The organism is Testudinibacter sp. P27/CKL/0425 (genome assembly GCF_052931395.1).
The window spans coordinates 751,135-770,959 of record NZ_CM128801.1; the positions used below are offsets into that span (position 1 = coordinate 751,135).

The following is a 19,825-nucleotide window of genomic DNA, read 5'->3' on the forward strand; positions in this document are numbered from 1 at the left end:
TAACCTAGATCAAGGCGATATACCCAATTTTTTGTGAGCGGCGTCAGAATAATAACAATTTACCTATTTTTAATTAGGAATAAATATCTTGTCGACAGTTAAAACCAGACAAATTCGCGTGTTCCACGGCGCGAAACCAAGCGAAGCGCAACCGCACTTTGTCAATAAATCCGATCAACTTACCTGCGAAGTGCCGGTGGCGTTGGTGTATAACGGCATTGCCCACACCGTGATGATGTGCAGCCCTGCGGATCTGGAAGATTTTGCGCTGGGTTTCTCGCTTGCCGAAGGGATCATCGACAAACCCGGCGACATTTATTCGCTGGAAGTGCAAACGGTGGCAAACGGCATTGAAGTGCAAATCGAGATGGCAAGCCGCTGCTTTATGGCGTTAAAAGAGAAGCGTCGCACCTTAGCGGGCAGAACCGGCTGCGGTTTGTGCGGGGTGGAGCAATTGCAACAAGTGGCGCGCCCGCTCACGCCGCTTAATCGCACTTTGCAGTTGGATTTAACCAAATTGAATCACTGTTTGGCGCAATTGCAACAAGCGCAGCAACTGGCACAACAAAGCGGCGCAACTCACGCGGCGGCATTTTTCAATCTTGAGGGAAAGCTGCTGGCAATCCGCGAAGATGTCGGACGCCACGTTGCGCTCGACAAACTGCTCGGCTGGCACGCCAAACAGCAAAAGTGCGGTCAACTATCCGGCTTCGTACTGGTCACCAGCCGTGCCAGCTATGAAATGGTGCAGAAAACCGTTGCTTGCGGCATTGAAATCCTAATTGCCGTCTCCGCCGCCACCGACTTCGCGGTGCAGCTCGCCGAACAGTACAACCTTTCCTTAATCGGCTTCGCTCGCGAAAATCGGGCGACGATTTATAGTGGCGAAGTGCGGTTTGGCACGGAATAAATCCGACATCAAACCGCACTTTGCCGCCATTTTTTGCTACAATGCCCGCATATTTTTGATTCTAACCAAGTGATAATTTATGACAGCTAAAATTGCCGAAAACAGCCTCGTTCTGGTGGACGGTTCTTCTTATTTATACCGCGCCTTCCACGCTTTCCCACCGTTGACCAACTCGTTGGGTGAACCGACGGGGGCGATGTATGGCGTGTTGAATATGCTGAAAAGCCTGATTGCACAAGCAAATCCACGCTATTTGGCGGTGGTGTTCGATGCTAAAGGAAAAACGTTTCGTGATGCGCTGTTTGAACAGTATAAATCGCATCGCCCGCCGATGCCGGATGATTTACGCAAACAGATTCAGCCGTTACACCGGGTTATCACGGCTCTCGGCATTCCGTTGTTGGTGATTGACGGGGTGGAAGCCGATGATGTGATCGGCACGTTGGCGCTGAATGCGTCAAAGTGCGGTCAGAAAGTGCTGATCAGCACCGGCGATAAAGACATGGCGCAGCTGGTGGACAACAATATCACGCTGATTAACACCATGAATAACAGCCTGCTTGATCGTGAAGGAGTGATTGAGAAATACGGCATTCCGCCGGAGTTGATCATTGATTATTTAGCATTGATGGGCGACAGTTCCGACAACATTCCGGGCGTGCCGGGAGTGGGCGAAAAAACCGCACTTGGCTTGTTGCAGGGCATTGGCAGTATGCAGCAGATTTATGCCAATCTGGATAAAGTTGCCGAATTGCCGATTCGTGGTGCGAAAAAGCTGGGCGATAAATTGGCTGAAGCGAAGCCGATGGCGGATCTCTCTTATCTTTTGGCAACGATTAAAACCGATGTTGAATTGCCGCTGAATTATGATCAATTGACATTACAACCCGCACAAAATGACGAACTGATCGAAGCCTTTGGGCGCTATGAATTTAAGCGTTGGCTGAATGAAATGTTGCAAAACGGCAGCAGCTCGGTCACCTCCGCAGAAGCATCGGCGGCGAAATTTAATGGTTATCAGGCAACCCCGAAAACCGAAAGTGCGGTTGAAGAAGTCAATAAAGTAACGATTGATCGCACGCTGTACCAAACCATTCTGAGCGAGTCGCAATTGGCGACATGGCTGGATAAACTAGCCCAATCCAAATTGATTGCCGTAGACACCGAAACCGACAGTTTGAACTATATGCAAGCAAATTTGGTCGGCATTTCTTTTGCGTTGGAAAACGGCGAAGCGGCGTATCTGCCGTTGCAACACCGCTATTTAGACGCACCTGAACAGCTGGACTTGGCGCAGACGTTAGCAAAATTGAAGCCGATTCTGGAAAACCCTGAGATTCAAAAAATCGGGCAAAACATTAAATACGATGAAACCATTTTCTTCCGCCACGGCATCACGCTACAAGGCGTTGCCTACGACACCATGCTGGAATCCTACACCCTCGACAGCACAGGGCGGCACAATATGGACGACTTGGCAAAACGCTATTTGGGGCACACCACTATCACGTTTGAGGAATTGGCGGGCAAGGGCAAAAATCAGCTGACTTTTGATCAAATTCCATTGGAACAAGCGGCGGAATATGCCGCCGAAGATGCCGACATCACCATGAAGCTGCATCAAACCTTATGGCAAAAACTGCAAGCCGAACCGAGTTTGGTTGAGCTGTTTAATCAGCTGGAAATGCCGTTAGTGTCGGTGTTGTCTCGGATTGAACGCAACGGCGTGTTGCTCGACAGCGGTTTATTGTCGCAACAGTCTCATGAAATTGCCAACCGCTTGCTGCAGTTGGAACAGCAGGCGCATGAACTGGCAGGCGAGCCGTTTAATCTGGCATCGACTAAGCAGTTGCAAGAGATTCTGTTCACCAAGTTAGGCTTGCCGATTTTGAAAAAAACCCCGAAAGGGGCGCCCTCCACCAATGAGGAAGTGTTGGAGGAATTGGCATACGAACACGATTTGCCTAAAATTTTGGTGGAACACCGCGGCTTAAGTAAACTGAAATCGACCTATACCGACAAATTGCCGTTAATGGTGGATAGCAACAGCGGACGAGTACACACCTCGTATCATCAGGCGGTTACTATCACCGGACGTTTATCATCGAGCGATCCGAATTTGCAGAATATCCCGATTCGCACCGAAGAGGGGCGGCGGATCCGCAAGGCGTTTGTTGCCGCAGAAAATCATAAAATCATCGCCGCTGACTATTCACAAATTGAATTGCGGATCATGGCGCATTTATCCAACGACAATGGCTTAAATCAGGCATTTGCCGACGGTAAAGATATTCACCGAGCCACTGCGGCGGAAATTTTCGGTGTGGCATTGGATCAGGTGAGTGCCGAGCAGCGGCGTAGCGCCAAAGCGATTAACTTCGGTTTGATTTATGGCATGAGTGCGTTTGGGCTGGCACGTCAGTTGGGCATTGCCCGAGGTCAGGCGCAGCAATATATCGATTTGTATTTCCAACGTTATCCGGGCGTGCAGGCGTTTATGAGCGACATTCAGCAAAAAGCCCGTGAACAGGGCTATGTGGAAACGCTATTTAAACGCCGACTCTATCTGCCGGAAATCAAATCCTCTAATGCTATGCGGCGTAAAGGTGCGGAGCGGGTGGCGATCAATGCCCCGATGCAAGGCACGGCAGCGGATATTATTAAACGGGCAATGTTGTTGATAGATCAAGAGATTGCCGACAGCGATGAAATTAAAATGATTATGCAGGTGCACGATGAACTGGTGTTCGAAGTGCGGTCTGACAAAGTGGAACATCATAGCACCCGAATTAAAGCCCTGATGGAACAAGCCGCCGAACTGAGCGTGCCGCTGATTGCCGAAGTGGGCATCGGCGATAACTGGGACGAGGCGCACTAACACCCGCAATTGACGAAAAAACCAACAGGCGATACTATTTGACTGTCGCCTGTTCAAAAAGAAGGAGAGCGTGATGAAAACAGAAGCGTATAAAAAATTTTTGGCTGAAAAGGTTAAACTTGGCGATTTAGCTATCGCACAACAACGCCACTACACCCCTGAACAAGTCTATGAAAATGCTATTCGGGCAGCATTAAAAGCAGCAGAGGGCATGAAGAAAAGTGCGTGAGATCACCTATTCAGCAATCGCTAATCAGGATATTGAAACCATTATGATCAATATCACCGAATTTGTTGGCTTACAAAGTGCGGTGAATGTGATCAATGATATTCAAAAATCAATTGCGCTGCTATCCACCATGCCAGACATGGGAGCAAAGGGGGACGTAGAGGGAACACGAGAAATTTACCCTAGAGGGTATCGTGTTGTTTACCGCACCACAGAGACACATATTTTGATTATTACCGTTCTCCACTGTCGCCGCCTTTACCCACCGCTATCCTCTTATGAGAACCATAATGAAATATAAAAACCTGCGTGATTTTATCGCCTTGTTAGAACAACAGGGCGAATTGAAACGGATTAGCCAGCCGATTGATCCCTATTTGGAAATGACCGAAATTGCCGACCGCACTTTGTGTTTGGGCGGGCCGGCGTTGTTATTTGAAAATCCGGTCGGTTACGATATACCGGTGCTTTGCAATCTGTTCGGCACGGCTCGGCGAGTGGCGCTTGGCATGGGGCAAGAGAATGTTACCGCTTTGCGAGATGTCGGCAAGTTGCTTGCTTTTTTAAAAGAGCCTGAGCCGCCGAAAGGCTTTAAAGATCTGATCGACAAATTGCCGCAATTTAAGCAAGTGCTGAATATGCCCACCAAAGTGTTGAGCAAGGCCGACTGTCAACAGATTGTCTGGCAGGGCGAGGAGGTCGATTTATATAAATTGCCGATCATGCACTGCTGGCCGGACGATGTTGCGCCCTTGGTGACATGGGGGCTGACCATCACTCAAGGGCCGTATAAAAAACGGCAAAATTTAGGCATTTATCGCCAACAGCTGATCGCTAAAAATAAATTGATTATGCGTTGGCTGTCGCACCGTGGCGGCGCATTGGATTTTCAGGAGTGGAAAGAAGCGCACCCGAATCAGCCTTTCCCGGTTTCAGTGGCATTAGGCGCAGACCCTGCAACCATTTTAAGTGCGGTCACCCCGATTCCCGACAGCTTATCGGAATATGCCTTTGCCGGGTTATTGCGTGGGCATAAAAGCGAAGTGGTGAAATCGCTATCCAATGAACTGGAAGTGCCGGCCGGTGCGGAAATCGTACTGGAAGGTTATATCGATCCCGATGAAACCGCACTTGAAGGGCCGTATGGCGATCACACCGGCTATTACAACGAGCAAGAGTATTTTCCGGTGTTCACGGTTACACACATCACCATGCGCCAACAGCCGATTTACCACTCCACCTACACAGGGCGCCCGCCTGATGAACCGGCGGTGTTGGGTGAGGCGCTAAACGAAGTGTTTATCCCGATTCTGCAAAAACAATTTCCGGAAATTGTCGATTTCTACCTGCCACCGGAAGGCTGTTCATATCGCTTGGCGGTCGTTACGATCAAGAAGCAATATCCGGGGCACGCCAAACGGGTGATGATGGGGGTTTGGTCGTTCCTGCGTCAGTTTATGTACACTAAATTCGTAATTGTGTGTGATGATGATGTTAACGCACGCGATTGGAAAGATGTGATCTGGGCGATCACCACGCGCAGTGATCCGGCGCGCGATTGTACAATCATTGAACACACCCCGATTGATTATCTGGATTTTGCCTCGCCGATTGCCGGATTGGGATCGAAAATGGGAATTGACGCCACCAATAAATGGCAAGGTGAAACCACTAGAGAATGGGGCGTTCCGATAACGAAAAATGAGGATATTGTGAAAAAAATAGACGAAACATGGGAAAGTTTAGCTATTCTTTAGAAAAAATATAGTTTAGAATGAAAATCCTCCACGGCAAAAAGCGAGCCGAGAGAATTTTTTATTATAATTATAAAATACATAAAACACACAACAACATCATCTTGAAACAAGAAGGAAAACCCATGAGCAATTTAACTACTCTTGACGATTTTTTGGCACAACTGGCAAAACGTGATGGGCATCAGCCTGAATTCTTGCAAGCGGCAAAAGAAGTATTCACCTCTCTGTGGCCGTTTATCCAAGCCAATCCCAAATATGCTTCTCAAGCGTTGCTGGAGCGTCTAGTTGAGCCTGAGCGTGCGTTCCAATTCCGTGTGGCATGGACAGATGACAAAGGGCAAGTGCAAGTCAACCGTGCTTTCCGCGTGCAATTCAACAGCGCTATCGGGCCTTACAAAGGCGGCATGCGTTTCCACCCTTCAGTCAATCTTTCTATCTTAAAATTCCTGGGCTTCGAGCAAATCTTTAAGAATGCGTTGACCACCCTGCCAATGGGCGGCGGTAAAGGCGGTTCGGACTTCGATCCGAAAGGTAAATCCGATGCCGAAGTGATGCGTTTCTGCCAAGCATTAATCAGCGAATTATATCGCCATGTTGGTCCGGATACTGATGTACCGGCGGGTGACATCGGTGTAGGCGGTCGTGAAGTGGGCTACCTTGCCGGTTACATGAAAAAATTATCCAACCAATCCGCTTGTGTGTTCACCGGTCGCGGCTTGTCTTTCGGCGGCAGCTTGATTCGCCCTGAAGCAACCGGTTACGGATTGGTGTACTTCGCGCAAGCGATGTTGGAAGAAAAAGGTCAATCGTTTGAAGGTAAAACCGTTACCGTCTCCGGTTCCGGCAACGTAGCGCAATATGCGATTGAAAAAGCCTTAGAACTGGGTGCGAAAGTCGTGACTTGCTCCGACTCTTCCGGCTATGCCTACGACAAAGACGGTTTCACTGCGGAAAAACTAGCTGCATTACAAGAGATCAAAGAAGTGAAACGCGGTCGCGTGAAGGATTATGCAGAACAATTCGGCTTGGAATACCACGAAGGTCAACGTCCTTGGGGCGTAAAAGCCGATATCGCACTGCCTTGCGCCACTCAAAACGAATTGGAACTGAGCGATGCCGAAACCTTAATCGCCAATGGCGTGCAGCTGGTGGCAGAAGGTGCGAATATGCCAACCACTATCGAAGCGACCGATCGCTTACTGGAAGCCGGAGTGTTGTTCGGACCGGGCAAAGCGGCGAACGCAGGCGGCGTGGCAACTTCCGGCTTGGAAATGGCACAAAGCTCACAACGTCTATACTGGACGCGTGAAGAAGTGGACGCACAATTAAAACGCATCATGCTGGATATTCATGCCAATTGTAAAAAATACGGCACAGTAGAAGGTGAAGCTAACATCAACTATGTTGTCGGCGCCAACGTTGCCGGTTTCGTAAAAGTGGCTGACGCGATGTTAGCACAAGGTGTGTTCTAATCACCGATAATGTAAACTGCACTTTTTGCGAATGAAAAAACCGAAAGGCTTGTCCTTTCGGTTTTTTTCATTTTCAGCGCCTGTCATCATTTTGTAACATTTCCCCGCTATACTCTAGCCATCTTCAAGGTGAAGATCTTATGAATACAAAAGGAGACTCAAATGGGCTTGTCATATTTTAATAAAAAAAGTTTAGCCGTTGTGTTGACCGCACTTAGTGTCGGGATGACTTCTGCTTATGCCTCAACGGATTTGGCTGCACTGGAAGCAGCGGCGAAAAAAGAAGGCGTGGTGAACAGCGTCGGGATGCCGGATACTTGGGCGAACTGGAAAGACACTTGGGTGCAATTGGGTGAGAAATACGGCTTGAAGCACAGCGATACCGACATGAGTTCGGCGCAGGAAATTGCGAAATTTGATGCCGAGAAGAAAAATGCCACCGCCGATATTGGTGATGTCGGGGCTTCTTTCGGACCGATTGCGGTGCAAAAAGGCGTCACTCAGCCGTATAAAACCAGCTACTGGAATGATATTCCCGATTGGGCGAAAGATGCCGACGGGCATTGGATGTTGGCATATACCGGCACAATTGCGTTTATCGTGAATAAAGATACAGTGAAAAACATTCCGCACAGTTGGAATGATTTGTTGAAAGGCGATTATAAAGTCACCGTCGGTGATGTGAGTGTGGCGGCGCAAGCGGTGAACGGCGTGTTAGCGGCGAACTTCGCCCGTGGCGGTGATGAAACCGATTTAACCCCGGCACTGGATTTCTTCGCCGAGATCGCAAAACAAGGGCGTTTGGGCATGGTGGATCCGAGCATTGCTAATCTGGAAAAAGGCGAAGTGGAAGTCGGTGTAGTTTGGGATTTCAACGGCTTAAACTACCGTGATCAAATTGATCCGAACCGTTTTGAGGTGCTGATTCCGTCTGACGGCAGTGTGATTTCTGGTTACACCACGATTATCAATAAATATGCTAAAAACCCGAATGCGGCTAAGTTAGCGCGCGAATATATTTTATCTGATGAAGGGCAGATCAATCTGGCTCGCGGCTATGCCCGTCCGATTCGTGCCGATAAAATCAGTTTGCCGCAAGATGTAACCGCTAAATTGCTACCGTCGGAGCAGTATAAAAATGCTCGCCCGATTAAAGACGGCAAAGCGTGGGAAAAATCCTCAAAACAGCTGCCGCGTCTATGGCAGGAAAAAGTCATTATCAATATGAAATAAGAGGCGGCGATGAAAGCGATTCTGGTGATTTTAGACGGTTTAAATTACGACACGGCAGTGCAAACCATGGGGCATTTGCAGGCGCTTTGTCGCCGAGGCATCGGCAAGCTTTATCAAGTGCAAAGCGAGCTGCCCGCACTTTCCCGTCCGTTGTATGAATGTCTGCTCACCGGCGTTGCGCCGATTGACAGTGGGGTGGTGAATAACCGTGTTACCCGCTTGTCGCAGCAAAAAAGTATTTTTCATTACGCATCGGCAGCCGGTTTAACCACCGCTGCCGCAGCCTATCACTGGGTGAGCGAGCTGTATAACCGCACGCCGTTTAACCCGACTTTGGATCGCCATGTGCAGGATCGCGATTTGCCGATTCAATATGCGCATTTTTATTACGAAGACGATTACCCCGATTCGCACCTGTTTGCCGACGGTGATAGCTTGCGACATCACCACCAACCGCACTTTATCTTGTTTCATTCGATGAATATTGACGATCTCGGGCATAAATTCGGACAAGACAGTAAACAGTATCGCGATGCGGCAAGGCGTGCCGACAATATTTTGTCGGATTATTTGGCGAACTGGTTGCAAGAGGGTTATCAAGTGATTATCACCGCCGATCACGGCATGAATGATGACGGCAACCATTGCGCTGATTCGGAGACCGAAGCCCGCGTGCCGTTTTATGTGTTCGGCGAGGCATTTAGCCAAGCGGAAACCGCACTTTTACAAACCGAGATTTGCGGCACGATTTGCCAAATACTCGGGGTGGCGCATGATAAGGCGTATTGCGCGGCATTATTAAAATAAGAGGCAACGAATGAGAGGAAAGTGGTTGGCTATTGCGGCAACCTTGCCGTTTTTCCTATTTTTTCTGGCGTTTCAATTTATTCCGTTAATCTGGATTGTGATTAACGGCTTTCAAATTGAAGACGGCGGCTGGGGCTTGGACAATTTCCGTGAAATTATCAATTCCTCATTTTATCTGCAAGCGATTCGCTATTCACTGGAAATTTCGCTGTTGTCGAGCCTGTTCGGATTAGTGATCGCGCTGTTCGGCAGCTATTCTCTGAGTGCGATCAAGCCTTCGCGAGTCGGTGATTTTATTTTATCGTTCAACAGCATGACCAGTAATTTTTCCGGCATTCCATTGGCGTTTGCTTTCATTATTTTATTGGGCGCGAATGGGGCACTGAATCTGTTATTGCGTCAGCAAGGGATAGAGGCAATTAATATCTATTCCAAGAGCGGCATCATCATTATTTACACCTATTTCCAAATTCCACTGGCGGTGTTGCTGCTGTATCCGGCGTTTGACGCGTTGAAAAGCGAATGGCGTGAAGCCGCCGCATTGTTAGGAGCAAATAGCCGAGCTTATTGGTGTAAAATTGCAGTACCGGTGTTTATGCCGGCGTTGCTCGGCACCTTGGTGGTGCTGTTTGCCAATGCGATTGGGGCGTATGCCACGATTTATGCCCTCACCAGCGGCAATTATAACGTGGTGCCGATTCGGATCGGCGCGTTGGTGTCGGGCGATATTTTCCTTAATCCGTATCTGGCAAGTGCGCTGTCACTGTTTTTAATCGGCTTAATGTTGCTGATCACGTTGGTGCACCGTTGGCTGAGCCGACGCTACAACTATCGCGATAAGGGGTGAAGATGAACAATACACGCAAGACCCGCCTTTATCATTACACGGTGCTGTTGATTTTGCTGTTGATTCTGGCAGCGCCGATTGTGGCGACCGCACTTTACTCGTTATCGACCAGCTGGGGCGCGACTTTGTTGCCGGACGGACTGACTTTGGATTGGTACTACCAACTTTGGACTGATGAACGTTTTCTGACCGCACTTTTCCGCTCGTTGTGGATCTGCTTTACCGCACTTTTAGTGGCGATTGGTTTGACCTTTCCGGTGATTTTTGTGGTGGATTACTATTTCCCGAAACTCAAACCGTTGATGAACCTGATTGTGATCCTGCCGTTTGCGATTCCGCCGGTCGTGTCGTCAGTCGGGCTGTTACAGCTCTATTCCGATGAACCGTTGGCGCTGACCGGCACGCCGTGGATTCTGATCAGTTGCTATTTTATGATTGCGCTGCCGTTTATCTATCGCGCGATTGAGAATAATTTAAGCGCAATTAACTTGCGTGAGCTGGTGGCCACCGCACACTTATTGGGTGCCAGCACCTTTCAGGCAGTGTGGCGCATTATTCTTCCGAATTTGAAAAACGGCTTGCTATCGGCGATTTTCCTCTCATTTTCGTTCCTGATCGGCGAATTTCTGTTTGCCAATATGTTAGTCGGCGGACAATACGAAACCCTGCAAGTGTATCTGTATAACATTCGTAACCGCAGCGGGCATTATTCCAGTGCGCTGGTGGTGTCATATTTCTTGCTGATTCTGATCGCCACATTGATAGCCAATACCTTGAGCCGGAAAAAAAGGAAAAACTGATGTCGTATTTAAACGTAATTGATTTGGATAAAAAATACGGTGACAACACCATTTTTGAGAATATCCGCTTTCATGCCGAACAAGGCGAATTTGTGACCTTGCTCGGGCCAAGCGGCTGTGGCAAATCCACGCTGCTGCGCTGCATTGCCGGCTTAACGGAAATTGACAGCGGCACGATTGAACTTAACGGACGTGAAATTACCCACGCCGCGCCGCAAAAGCGCAATATCGCAATGGTGTTTCAAAGTTACGCACTGTTTCCAAACATGACGGTGCGCGAAAATGTGGCATTCGGACTAAAAATGCGCAAAGTGCGGTCAGATGAAATTCAGCAGCGGGTGAAACAGATTTTAGAATTGGTTGAGCTGGAAAGCTATGCCGATCGCTATCCGCAGCAGCTCTCCGGCGGGCAGTGTCAGCGGGTGGCGCTGGCGCGTTCGCTGGTCACCCGTCCTGATTTATTGCTGCTGGATGAGCCGCTGTCGGCGTTGGACGCGCGGATTCGCAAACATTTGCGCCAACAAATTCGCCAGATTCAGCAAGAACTGAATTTAACCACGATTTTTGTCACCCATGATCAGGAAGAGGCGTTGACCATGTCCGATCGGATTGTGCTGATGAACCAAGGGCGAATCGAACAGAACAGCGATGCCGAAACCCTGTATCTGGCGCCGCAAACCCATTTTAGCGCCGGTTTTATCGGCAGTTACAATATTCTCAGCGCGCCGGACGCCAGCCGCCTGTTAGGGCGCGAAGTGCGGTCGGATATTGCGATTCGTCCCGAATCAATCTTGCTGGAAACCGATTTACAGCACGGAGAAGCGAATATTGTCGAGCGCAGCTTGCTAGGCAATATTATCCGTTACAAAGTGCGGTTGGGCGAGCTGGATTTAACCGTAGATAAACTGAATTTATCGCGTGAGCATTTCTTCCCGCTCGGAACGCGGGTGAAGTTGACGATTGAACCAACACAAATTCGGGAGTTGCAATGAGTTTAGTCTTATTTGATTTGGACGACACCTTAATCGACGGCGACAGTGCTTCGCTGTGGAGTGAATTCATGCTACAGCGCGGCTTGGTCGATCAAGAATTTGTCGAGCAAGAGCAAGAAATGATGAAAAAATATGCTGCCGGCGAAATGTCGATGGAAGATTACATGGCGTTCACCCTCAGCCCGTTGCGCGGAATGTCGCAACAAGACGTTGCCAAGCAGACCGCACTTTTCGCGCATTGCGAAATCGAACCTAGAATTTACCCCGAAGCTCAACAGGCGATTAAAGCGTTTCAGTTGGCGAATCGGCGGATCATCATTATTTCCGCCACCGCCGATTTTGTGGTGGAGGCGATCGCCAAAAAGCTGGGCGTTCAAGAAGTGATCGCGATTCAAACCGAAGTGGTCGACGGACATTACAGCGGCAACACGTTTGGCATTTTGAGTTATCAGCAGGGTAAAGTGCAGCGACTGCAAGCCTATCTGGGCGCGGAATATGCCGAACAAATTCGTGAGGCGCTGTTTTATTCCGACTCACGCAACGATTTACCGCTGCTGAACGAAGTCGGTTATCCGATTGCGGTCAACCCGGACAGCGTGTTGCGCCAACAGGCGGAGAAGTGCGGTTGGACGATAGAACATTGGCAGCTGGAAAGTGTTGAAAAAAATTTGCACGAAAAGTAATAACCCCCTATTTTCTATTGATAAAAAAAGCGTATAATTCTGCACCATTCTAGGTATTTTCGCTTCTTTACAGAAGCATCGTCAGCATTTGCAGGATTTGGTTCTATGTGTCAACTTTTGGGCATGAATTGTAACAGCCCGACCGATATTGTGTTCTCTTTTGAAGGGTTCCGCCGCCGTGCGGGCATCACCGATCACCACTCCGACGGCTTCGGCATTGCGTTTTTTGAAGGCAAAGGTGTACGCGTTTTCCGCGATGACAAACCGTGCAGCTCATCGCCGATCGCCGATTGTGTTAAGCAATATCACATCAAATCACTGAATGTGATTGCGCATATCCGCAAAGCCACGCAAGGTTTGGTCAATCTGGAAAATACCCATCCGTTTATGCGCGAAATCTGGGGCGAAAACTGGATGTTTGCGCATAACGGCAATCTGAAAACCATGCCGGATCTGTCCGAAAGCCGCGCCCAGCCGATCGGCAGCACCGATTCCGAAGCGGCATTTTGCTATATGGTGGAAAAACTCAAAGTGCGGTATCACAAAAAGCCGAGCGATCAGGAAATCTTTGATGCCGTGCGTGAAATTTCAATCGAACTGGCGGAATTGGGCACGTTTAACTTCATTTTGTCTAACGGACAAATCATGCTGGCGCACTGCTCGACCAACCTGCACTATGTGATGCGCAAAGCCCCGTTCGGCAAGGCGTTCCGCATTGACGACGACGGCGTTATTGATTTCAACGACTTCGCTAAGCCAAACGATAAAGTCAACATCATCTCGACTTTCCCACTGACCAAAAATGAAGAGTGGGTCAAAATGGAACACGGTGGCTTCGTAATGTTCAAAGACGGCGAGAAAATTCACGAAGTGGTCGGCGTGTTCAAACAAATGGAAGACGACGGCACCACCTGCCAAGAACAGCAACAGCCTCTGGAAAAGAAGGTGGCGTAATGCTGCCTTTTGAGTGATAGTAAAGTAGCACTTTCATGGAAGGCAATATTCGCCATTATTTGGGATAATTAGATTTGAACGCCGTCAATAAGGAATCCAAAATATAATTTTCGATATTGCTATGATTACTGTGTTTTAAACGGCACAAAGTCACTCGCCACGGTACAGGATCCTTGATTTTTCGGCAGATATAATCCGAGGCGGGATACTGCTTTGAAATTGGAAAAGGTAAGATCGTCAGTAATTCTTTATTAATTTTAGTTGAATTAAGGAGAAAATCCCAAGAGCTAGAGGTCAATATAATATTGGGATAAATATTATGCCGATCAAAATACTCACTTAATTGGTGATGGATCATAAATGTTTGATCAAAAATCGCCATTTTTTCATTATGTAAATCCTGCCAAGTTAAGATCTCTTTCTTTGCTAAGTGGTGCTGTGGTGAGAAAAAAACCGCCAGTTCCGAGCATGATATTTCAAACGATTCAATGATGTTTTTAGAAATGCGTTCAGGATAAAGCAATGCGGCAAGATCAATATTTTCGAGCAGCAATTCATTTTTTAGCACATACGCACCTTGTTCTTTGATACTGAAATTGATATTAGGATTATTTAAAATCAATTGCGGCATAATTTCAGAAAAGACGACGGATAAAACCAGTGGTGGAATACCAATGCTAATACTGCCTTCAACTTGGTTAACCATTTTATGTAGGCTTTTGTGCATTTCATTATATTTTTCAATCAATTCCTTCGCATTACGATAATAGTTTTCACCTAGATAGGTTAAACCGATGATTTTTCCCTGTGAGCGTTTAAATAATGCAATATTTTCTCTGCTCTCAAATTCATTAATCATCATGCTAAGTGCTGGCTGAGATATATACAAATATTTTGAGGTTTTGCTTAAGTTAAAATCATTTTCAACGATAGCGGTAAAATACCGCAGATGTCTGATATCCATAATCTTCCTCTCACCTGTGACCAAATCATGTCGACCAAAATTGCAGTTATTATAAATAAAATTTATATGATTGCTAAAAAATCAATATTTCTTTTCTGTTTTCCCTTTTGCTATGCTCATATCGTGTTATGAGAACCGGCTGGCTATCTTATAACTTAATGAAATTAATGTGATTATATATTTTTATTCAGTAAATATATATTCCACACTAAAAAACAAATTAAGAATGAGAGTCAGAAACATTGTTAACAAAAATATTGTATAAATAAACTTTATTAAAAAAATAGCATTTGGAGAGGATATGTCTAAAAAAATTCCTATCAGTGAGATAAAACAGCATTTATTTGACGGCATGAGCATTATGTCCGGCGGTTTTATGGGGATTGGCGCGGCAGAAATGTTGATTAATGCCGTTTTAGAATCAGGGATTAAAGATATTACGTTGATCAGCACCGATACAGCGTTGGTAGATACCGGAGTCGGACCATTAATTAGCCATAACCGTGTTAAAAAAGTGATTGCATCGCATATCGGCACAAATCCTGAAACCGGGAAAAAAATGATTTCGGGTGAAATGCAAGTTGAACTGGTTCCGCAAGGGACATTGGCTGAGCGAATTCGCGCCGGTGGTGCGGGGTTAGGCGGCATTTTAACCCCGACAGGGGTTGGCACGGTAGTCGAAGAAGGAAAACAAAAAATCAGCGTAGAAGGCGTTGAATATTTGCTCGAGCTACCGCTAAAAGCCGATTTGGCGTTGATTAAAGCGGACATTGCCGACGAAAGCGGCAATCTGATTTATGCCGGTTCTGCGCGTAATTTTAATCCGTTAATGGCATTAGCGGCGAAAACGGTGATTGCGGAAGTAAATAACATTGTCGCAGTTGGTGAACTTGATCAAAACCAAGTGATGACGCCGGCAACATTAGTCGATTACCTTGTGTGTAATAGCCAGAATTAAGAGGATATATCAATGAATGCAAAAGAATTAATTGCTCGCCGAATCGCAATGGAATTGAAAAATGGGGATGTGGTGAACTTAGGGATTGGGCTGCCGACGCTGGTGGCGAGTTATCTGCCGGAGGAGGTCAATATCACACTTCAATCGGAAAATGGGTTTCTCGGATTGGCTGCGCTTGATCAAGAGAACATTGATCCGACGGTGGTGAATGCAGGCGGTCAGCCTTGCTCAATTCAAATCGGTGGCGCATTTTTTGATAGTGCTTACTCTTTTGCGCTAATTCGTGGCGGGCATGTTGATGCTTGCGTGCTGGGCGGATTAGAGGTGGATCAAGAGGCGAACCTGGCAAACTGGGTTGTACCGGGAAAAATGGTGCCGGGCATGGGCGGTGCGATGGATTTGGTTACGGGAGCGCGAAAAGTCATCATCGGCATGGAGCATTGCGCGAAATCAGGCGCTTCAAAAATTCTTAAAAAATGCAGCTTGCCGCTAACGGCACAAAATAAAGTCAATATGGTGGTAACGGAATTGGCCGTTTTCAATTTTATTGACGGACAATTAACGCTGCAAGAACACGCACCAAATGTCGATTTAGCCACGATTAAAGCAAAAACCGAAGCGGATTTCGTGGTGGCGGACAGCTTTAAAGAGATGGCAATCAGCTTATAGCGGTATCAATGTGAAGTGAGGAAAAAATGGAAAATGTTGTAATTGTTAGTGCTGCAAGAACAGCGGTTGGCGGATTTAACGGCTCACTTGCAACGGTAAGTGCGGTTGAATTGGGAGCGTTGGTGATTCAAGAGGTGCTGAAGCGTGCCAATATTTCAGCCGAACATATTGATGAGGTGATTCTTGGGAATGTATTACAAGCCGGGCTGGGGCAAAATCCTGCAAGGCAAGCGGCGCTGAAAGCGGGGATTGCAAAGGAAGTCTCTTCGCTGACGATCAATAAAGTCTGTGGTTCGGGGCTAAAAAGCGTGGTATTAGGCGCACAGGCAATTTGTTGCGGTGACGCTGATGTTGTTATTGTCGGCGGCATGGAAAATATGAGCCAAGCGCCCTATTTGTTGAGTAGTAAGGTGCGCACAGGCACGAGAATGGGAAATTTAACGTTGCAGGACACCATGGTTGAGGATGGTTTAACCTGTGCAATGAATCACTATCATATGGGCATTACTGCGGAAAATATTGCTGAGAAATATGCAATCAGCCGCCAAGAACAAGATGAGTTCGCATTGCGTTCGCAAACATTGGCGACGAAAGCAGTGCAATCGGGGGTATTTGATCGGGAAATTGTGCCGGTGGTGATCAAAAATCGCAAAGGTGACGTCATTTTTAGCCGTGATGAACATCCAAAGTGTGACACGACTATCGAACAATTGTCGATACTCAAACCGGCATTTAAAAAAGAAGGGACGGTTACGGCAGGCAACGCATCCGGTTTAAATGACGGGGCGGCGGCATTGCTGCTGATGAGCGAAAGTAAAGCCGAGCAACTAGGTTTAGTGCCGTTAGCGCGCATTCGTAGTTATGCCAGTGTAGGAAATGATCCTGCGGTAATGGGATTAGGACCGGTTGAAGCAACGCGCAAGGCGCTACAAAAAGCAAATCTTAGTCTGGCGGATATTGATCTTATTGAAGCGAATGAAGCCTTTGCCGCACAATTCCTAGGGGTTGGCAGGGCGTTGAATTTTGATTTAACTAAAACCAATATTCACGGCGGAGCGATTGCACTGGGACATCCGATTGGGGCAAGCGGCGCCCGAATTTTAGTCACGCTGTTATACGGAATGCTTGCACAAAATGCGACGTTCGGGCTTGCAACATTGTGTATTGGCGGCGGACAAGGTATTTCAATGATTATTGAACGAACTTAAGATTTTTTCAAGTAACAAGACTAACCAACAAATAAAACAAAAAGTGAGGTTGAAATGATAGATGTAAACGGAAAAGTAGCGGTGATTACGGGTTCTGCCAGCGGCATTGGTTTGCATATGGCAAAAAAATTTTTAGCAAACGGCGCAAAAGTCGTGATTAGTGATGTGAACGAAGCAGCATTGGAAGCGCGCTTAAAAGAGTTTGATAATCCGAATATCATTGCGATTAAAGCTGATGTGACGAAAGAGGATGACATTAAACATCTGATTTTTACTGCAGTGGAACGCTTTGGCACATTAGATATTTTCGTTAATAACGCCGGTATTCAACATGTTGCACCGATTGAAGATTTTCCAACGGAGAAATTTGATTTAATGCTGCAAATTATGCTGAGAGCATCATTTTTGAGTATTAAATACTGCCTGCCAATTATGAAAAAGCAAAAGTTCGGGCGGATTATTAATGTTTCATCGATTAATGGCTTAGTCGGCTTCGCCGGTAAAGTCGCTTATAACGCCGCTAAACATGGCATTATCGGGATCACACGTGTTGCAGCGCTAGAATGCGCAAAAGACGGCGTCACCGTGAATGCGATCTGCCCGGGGTATATTGAAACGCCATTAGTATTAAACCAGATGAATGATTTGGCAAAAACACGCAATGTGAGTTTGGATAAAGTATTGGATGAGGTTCTCTATCCGTTAATTCCGCAAAAAACCTTGATTGATATTGATGATATCGCAAGTTTGGTATTGTTTGCTTCCAGCCCTTGTGCGAAGCACATTACGGGCACGAACCTTGTGATTGACGCCGGTTATACGGCGCAATAAATATCTGTTGCAGCAAGCCGAATATTGAGCAATCGGCAGCGGCATAAAATGACACGGATTAAAAGGAAAGCTGGCTTTCAAGGACGAAACCGGCTTTTATTTGTCCCGAAGTGCGGTATTTGAATATATTTCATCTTGTTGGAGGTGAGACATATTCATAGTAGGAGAATCATTATGTTAGGTATTTTGCTTGGTCTTACGATTATTATTGTCTTAGCGTTTCTCGGTTGGTCAATTATCTGGGTTGCGCCGATTGCTGCCGGTGTGGTGGCATTATTTGGGGGATTAGATCTACTTACCGCTTATACCGGCGATTATATGGGCGGGTTTGTCGGTTTTGCTAAAACGTGGTTTCCTATTTTTATGTTGGGCGCTATTTTTGGTAAATTAATGGAAGTCACTGCAATGGCAAATTCTATTGCAGCAACAATTAGCAAATGGCTAGGTGCAAAACGAGCAATTTTGGCGGTGGTGGTTGCTTGCTCGGTACTGACGTACGGTGGTGTCAGCTTATTTGTGGTAGTGTTTGCGGTTTACCCGCTGGCGGTGTCACTATTTCGCGAAGCAGATATTTCACGCCAATTATTGCCGGGCACTATCGCATTAGGTGCCTTTACCTATACGATGACCGCTATTCCCGGCACTCCGCAAATTCAAAATCTCATCCCGATTAGTTATTTTAATACCAACCCGACGGCAGCACCGGCAATGGGGATTGTGGCATCTCTACTCATGGCGGGTATAGGTTATGCGTGGTTAATCTATCGAGAAAATGCGCTGCGTTCCAAAGGGAGAGTATTTATTGAGCCGGAAGTCAGTATTCAAGTAAGCATTGAAGATGAGAAAACCCCGGATCAGCGTGAGAAGCTGGAGAACGGCAATTCAGGGCAAGCTGTGACACAAAAAAATCCTAATTTTTGGTTTTCAATGGCGCCATTGGTTGCGGTGGTGGTCGCCTTGAACGTGAGTAAAATGGCAATTGTTAACGCATTATTGATTGGGATTTTATTGATTTTAGTACTTAGTGCAACGCGATATAAAACGTTTATCAAAGCGATTAATGAAGGGGCTAACGGTTCAGTGACCGCGATAGTGAATACCTCGGCGGCAGTTGGATTTGGCACGGTGGTTAAAGCCGTCCCGGGCTTCGCTGCGCTTTCTGAATTTTTATTAAATATTAAAGGTACGCCACTGATTTCAGAAGCGATATCGGTAACCGCACTTGCGGGGGCGACAGGTTCCGCCAGTGGTGGAATGGGAATTGCGTTAGAAAGTTTGGGACAAAAATATTATGAGTTAGCAATAGCACAAGGATTAAATATCGAGCATTTTCATCGCGTCGCCTCGATTGCTTCCGGTGGGCTGGATACTCTGCCGCATAATGGCGCAGTGCTGACCTTATTGGCGATCACCGGCATGAGCCATCGGCAAAGTTATTTTGATATCGCTATGGTGTCATTAGTGATTCCCACCATTTCCCTGATAATCGTTATTGGATTAGCGAGTGCTGGAATAGTTTAGGATCTCTGCACTGAAGGCGGCGATAATATTTTCTTATCGCCGTTTTTTATGCCGCATTTATTCAGTATTGAAGCATTTTTGAGAATTGAGCATAATTTATTATTCAATTTTG

At 46.9% G+C, this 19,825-nt stretch carries 19 protein-coding genes; 18 read left to right on the forward strand and 1 reads right to left on the reverse strand.

The window, feature by feature from the left end:
* Positions 1-118: 118 nt before the first annotated feature.
* From fdhD to ACUHGC_RS03780, 13 genes are all read left to right on the forward strand, one after another.
* Positions 119-910, forward strand: coding sequence for a formate dehydrogenase accessory sulfurtransferase FdhD (fdhD, locus tag ACUHGC_RS03720; RefSeq protein WP_446834830.1), 792 nt, complete (start codon positions 119-121; stop codon positions 908-910).
* Positions 911-989: 79 nt separating this feature from the next.
* A complete protein-coding gene (gene polA, locus ACUHGC_RS03725) occupies positions 990-3,788 on the forward strand; it encodes a DNA polymerase I (RefSeq protein WP_446834322.1) in 2,799 nt (932 codons plus the stop codon).
* Between the two features lie 73 nt (positions 3,789-3,861).
* Positions 3,862-4,017 carry a hypothetical protein gene (locus ACUHGC_RS03730; RefSeq protein WP_446834323.1) on the forward strand — a complete coding sequence of 52 codons (156 nt, stop codon included), beginning with the start codon at positions 3,862-3,864 and terminating at the stop codon, positions 4,015-4,017.
* On the forward strand, positions 4,010-4,318 hold the full coding sequence (locus ACUHGC_RS03735) for a type II toxin-antitoxin system RelE/ParE family toxin (RefSeq protein ID WP_446834324.1): 309 nt from the start codon (positions 4,010-4,012) through the stop codon (positions 4,316-4,318). The genes ACUHGC_RS03730 and ACUHGC_RS03735 overlap by 8 nt, the downstream gene beginning before the upstream one ends.
* On the forward strand, positions 4,308-5,774 hold the full coding sequence (gene ubiD, locus ACUHGC_RS03740; protein ID WP_446834325.1) for a 4-hydroxy-3-polyprenylbenzoate decarboxylase: 1,467 nt from the start codon (positions 4,308-4,310) through the stop codon (positions 5,772-5,774). Before ACUHGC_RS03735 ends, ubiD begins: the two co-directional genes overlap by 11 nt.
* 122 nt (positions 5,775-5,896) lie before the next feature.
* Positions 5,897-7,246, forward strand: a complete 1,350-nt coding sequence (gdhA, locus tag ACUHGC_RS03745; RefSeq protein ID WP_446834326.1) for an NADP-specific glutamate dehydrogenase — start codon at positions 5,897-5,899, stop codon at positions 7,244-7,246.
* A 162-nt stretch (positions 7,247-7,408) separates the two neighbouring features.
* A complete protein-coding gene (locus ACUHGC_RS03750; protein WP_446834327.1) occupies positions 7,409-8,479 on the forward strand; it encodes an ABC transporter substrate-binding protein in 1,071 nt (356 codons plus the stop codon).
* Positions 8,480-8,488: 9 nt separating this feature from the next.
* Positions 8,489-9,286, forward strand: a complete 798-nt coding sequence (locus ACUHGC_RS03755) for an alkaline phosphatase family protein (protein ID WP_446834328.1) — start codon at positions 8,489-8,491, stop codon at positions 9,284-9,286.
* A 10-nt stretch (positions 9,287-9,296) separates the two neighbouring features.
* Complete coding sequence (locus ACUHGC_RS03760; RefSeq protein WP_446834329.1) at positions 9,297-10,133, forward strand: ABC transporter permease; 837 nt, start codon at positions 9,297-9,299, stop codon at positions 10,131-10,133.
* A 2-nt stretch (positions 10,134-10,135) separates the two neighbouring features.
* Positions 10,136-10,933: an ABC transporter permease gene (locus tag ACUHGC_RS03765; protein ID WP_446834330.1), complete on the forward strand. Its 798-nt coding sequence runs from the start codon at positions 10,136-10,138 to the stop codon at positions 10,931-10,933.
* A complete protein-coding gene (locus ACUHGC_RS03770) occupies positions 10,933-11,925 on the forward strand; it encodes an ABC transporter ATP-binding protein (RefSeq protein ID WP_446834331.1) in 993 nt (330 codons plus the stop codon). The genes ACUHGC_RS03765 and ACUHGC_RS03770 overlap by 1 nt, the downstream gene beginning before the upstream one ends.
* On the forward strand, positions 11,922-12,608 hold the full coding sequence (locus ACUHGC_RS03775) for an HAD family hydrolase (protein ID WP_446834332.1): 687 nt from the start codon (positions 11,922-11,924) through the stop codon (positions 12,606-12,608). Before ACUHGC_RS03770 ends, ACUHGC_RS03775 begins: the two co-directional genes overlap by 4 nt.
* A gap of 105 nt (positions 12,609-12,713) precedes the next feature.
* On the forward strand, positions 12,714-13,562 hold the full coding sequence (locus ACUHGC_RS03780; RefSeq protein WP_446834333.1) for a class II glutamine amidotransferase: 849 nt from the start codon (positions 12,714-12,716) through the stop codon (positions 13,560-13,562).
* A 55-nt stretch (positions 13,563-13,617) separates the two neighbouring features.
* Here the strand turns inward: ACUHGC_RS03780 and ACUHGC_RS03785 are convergent, their stop codons facing one another.
* Positions 13,618-14,526: a LysR family transcriptional regulator gene (locus ACUHGC_RS03785; protein ID WP_446834334.1), complete on the reverse strand. Its 909-nt coding sequence runs from the start codon at positions 14,524-14,526 to the stop codon at positions 13,618-13,620.
* Between the two features lie 301 nt (positions 14,527-14,827).
* Between ACUHGC_RS03785 and atoD the strand changes: the two genes are divergently transcribed.
* The 5 genes from atoD (at position 14,828) to ACUHGC_RS03810 (ending at position 19,713) form a co-directional block, all read left to right on the forward strand.
* Complete coding sequence (gene atoD, locus ACUHGC_RS03790; RefSeq protein WP_446834335.1) at positions 14,828-15,484, forward strand: acetate CoA-transferase subunit alpha; 657 nt, start codon at positions 14,828-14,830, stop codon at positions 15,482-15,484.
* Positions 15,485-15,496: 12 nt separating this feature from the next.
* Positions 15,497-16,153: a 3-oxoacid CoA-transferase subunit B gene (locus tag ACUHGC_RS03795; protein ID WP_446834336.1), complete on the forward strand. Its 657-nt coding sequence runs from the start codon at positions 15,497-15,499 to the stop codon at positions 16,151-16,153.
* A 26-nt stretch (positions 16,154-16,179) separates the two neighbouring features.
* Complete coding sequence (locus ACUHGC_RS03800) at positions 16,180-17,361, forward strand: acetyl-CoA C-acetyltransferase (protein WP_446834337.1); 1,182 nt, start codon at positions 16,180-16,182, stop codon at positions 17,359-17,361.
* A 54-nt stretch (positions 17,362-17,415) separates the two neighbouring features.
* Complete coding sequence (locus ACUHGC_RS03805; protein ID WP_446834338.1) at positions 17,416-18,192, forward strand: 3-hydroxybutyrate dehydrogenase; 777 nt, start codon at positions 17,416-17,418, stop codon at positions 18,190-18,192.
* Between the two features lie 174 nt (positions 18,193-18,366).
* Complete coding sequence (locus tag ACUHGC_RS03810; protein ID WP_446834339.1) at positions 18,367-19,713, forward strand: GntP family permease; 1,347 nt, start codon at positions 18,367-18,369, stop codon at positions 19,711-19,713.
* Positions 19,714-19,825: the final 112 nt, after the last annotated feature.

Excerpts from the sequence above, each read along its gene's own strand:
- ACUHGC_RS03810 (WP_446834339.1), top strand. The coding sequence starts at position 18,367 with ATGTTAGGTATTTTGCTTGGTCTTACGATTATTATTGTCTTAGCGTTT.
- ACUHGC_RS03805 (WP_446834338.1), top strand. The coding sequence starts at position 17,416 with ATGATAGATGTAAACGGAAAAGTAGCGGTGATTACGGGTTCTGCCAGC.
- ACUHGC_RS03780 (WP_446834333.1), top strand. The coding sequence starts at position 12,714 with ATGTGTCAACTTTTGGGCATGAATTGTAACAGCCCGACCGATATTGTG.
- ACUHGC_RS03795 (WP_446834336.1), top strand. The coding sequence starts at position 15,497 with ATGAATGCAAAAGAATTAATTGCTCGCCGAATCGCAATGGAATTGAAA.
- ACUHGC_RS03755 (WP_446834328.1), top strand. The coding sequence starts at position 8,489 with ATGAAAGCGATTCTGGTGATTTTAGACGGTTTAAATTACGACACGGCA.
- ACUHGC_RS03785 (WP_446834334.1), bottom strand. The coding sequence starts at position 14,526 with ATGGATATCAGACATCTGCGGTATTTTACCGCTATCGTTGAAAATGAT.
- ACUHGC_RS03770 (WP_446834331.1), top strand. The coding sequence starts at position 10,933 with ATGTCGTATTTAAACGTAATTGATTTGGATAAAAAATACGGTGACAAC.
- polA (WP_446834322.1), top strand. The coding sequence starts at position 990 with ATGACAGCTAAAATTGCCGAAAACAGCCTCGTTCTGGTGGACGGTTCT.
- ACUHGC_RS03760 (WP_446834329.1), top strand. The coding sequence starts at position 9,297 with ATGAGAGGAAAGTGGTTGGCTATTGCGGCAACCTTGCCGTTTTTCCTA.
- ACUHGC_RS03750 (WP_446834327.1), top strand. The coding sequence starts at position 7,409 with ATGGGCTTGTCATATTTTAATAAAAAAAGTTTAGCCGTTGTGTTGACC.
- ubiD (WP_446834325.1), top strand. The coding sequence starts at position 4,308 with ATGAAATATAAAAACCTGCGTGATTTTATCGCCTTGTTAGAACAACAG.
- ACUHGC_RS03730 (WP_446834323.1), top strand. The coding sequence starts at position 3,862 with ATGAAAACAGAAGCGTATAAAAAATTTTTGGCTGAAAAGGTTAAACTT.
- atoD (WP_446834335.1), top strand. The coding sequence starts at position 14,828 with ATGTCTAAAAAAATTCCTATCAGTGAGATAAAACAGCATTTATTTGAC.
- ACUHGC_RS03800 (WP_446834337.1), top strand. The coding sequence starts at position 16,180 with ATGGAAAATGTTGTAATTGTTAGTGCTGCAAGAACAGCGGTTGGCGGA.
- ACUHGC_RS03775 (WP_446834332.1), top strand. The coding sequence starts at position 11,922 with ATGAGTTTAGTCTTATTTGATTTGGACGACACCTTAATCGACGGCGAC.
- ACUHGC_RS03765 (WP_446834330.1), top strand. The coding sequence starts at position 10,136 with ATGAACAATACACGCAAGACCCGCCTTTATCATTACACGGTGCTGTTG.
- gdhA (WP_446834326.1), top strand. The coding sequence starts at position 5,897 with ATGAGCAATTTAACTACTCTTGACGATTTTTTGGCACAACTGGCAAAA.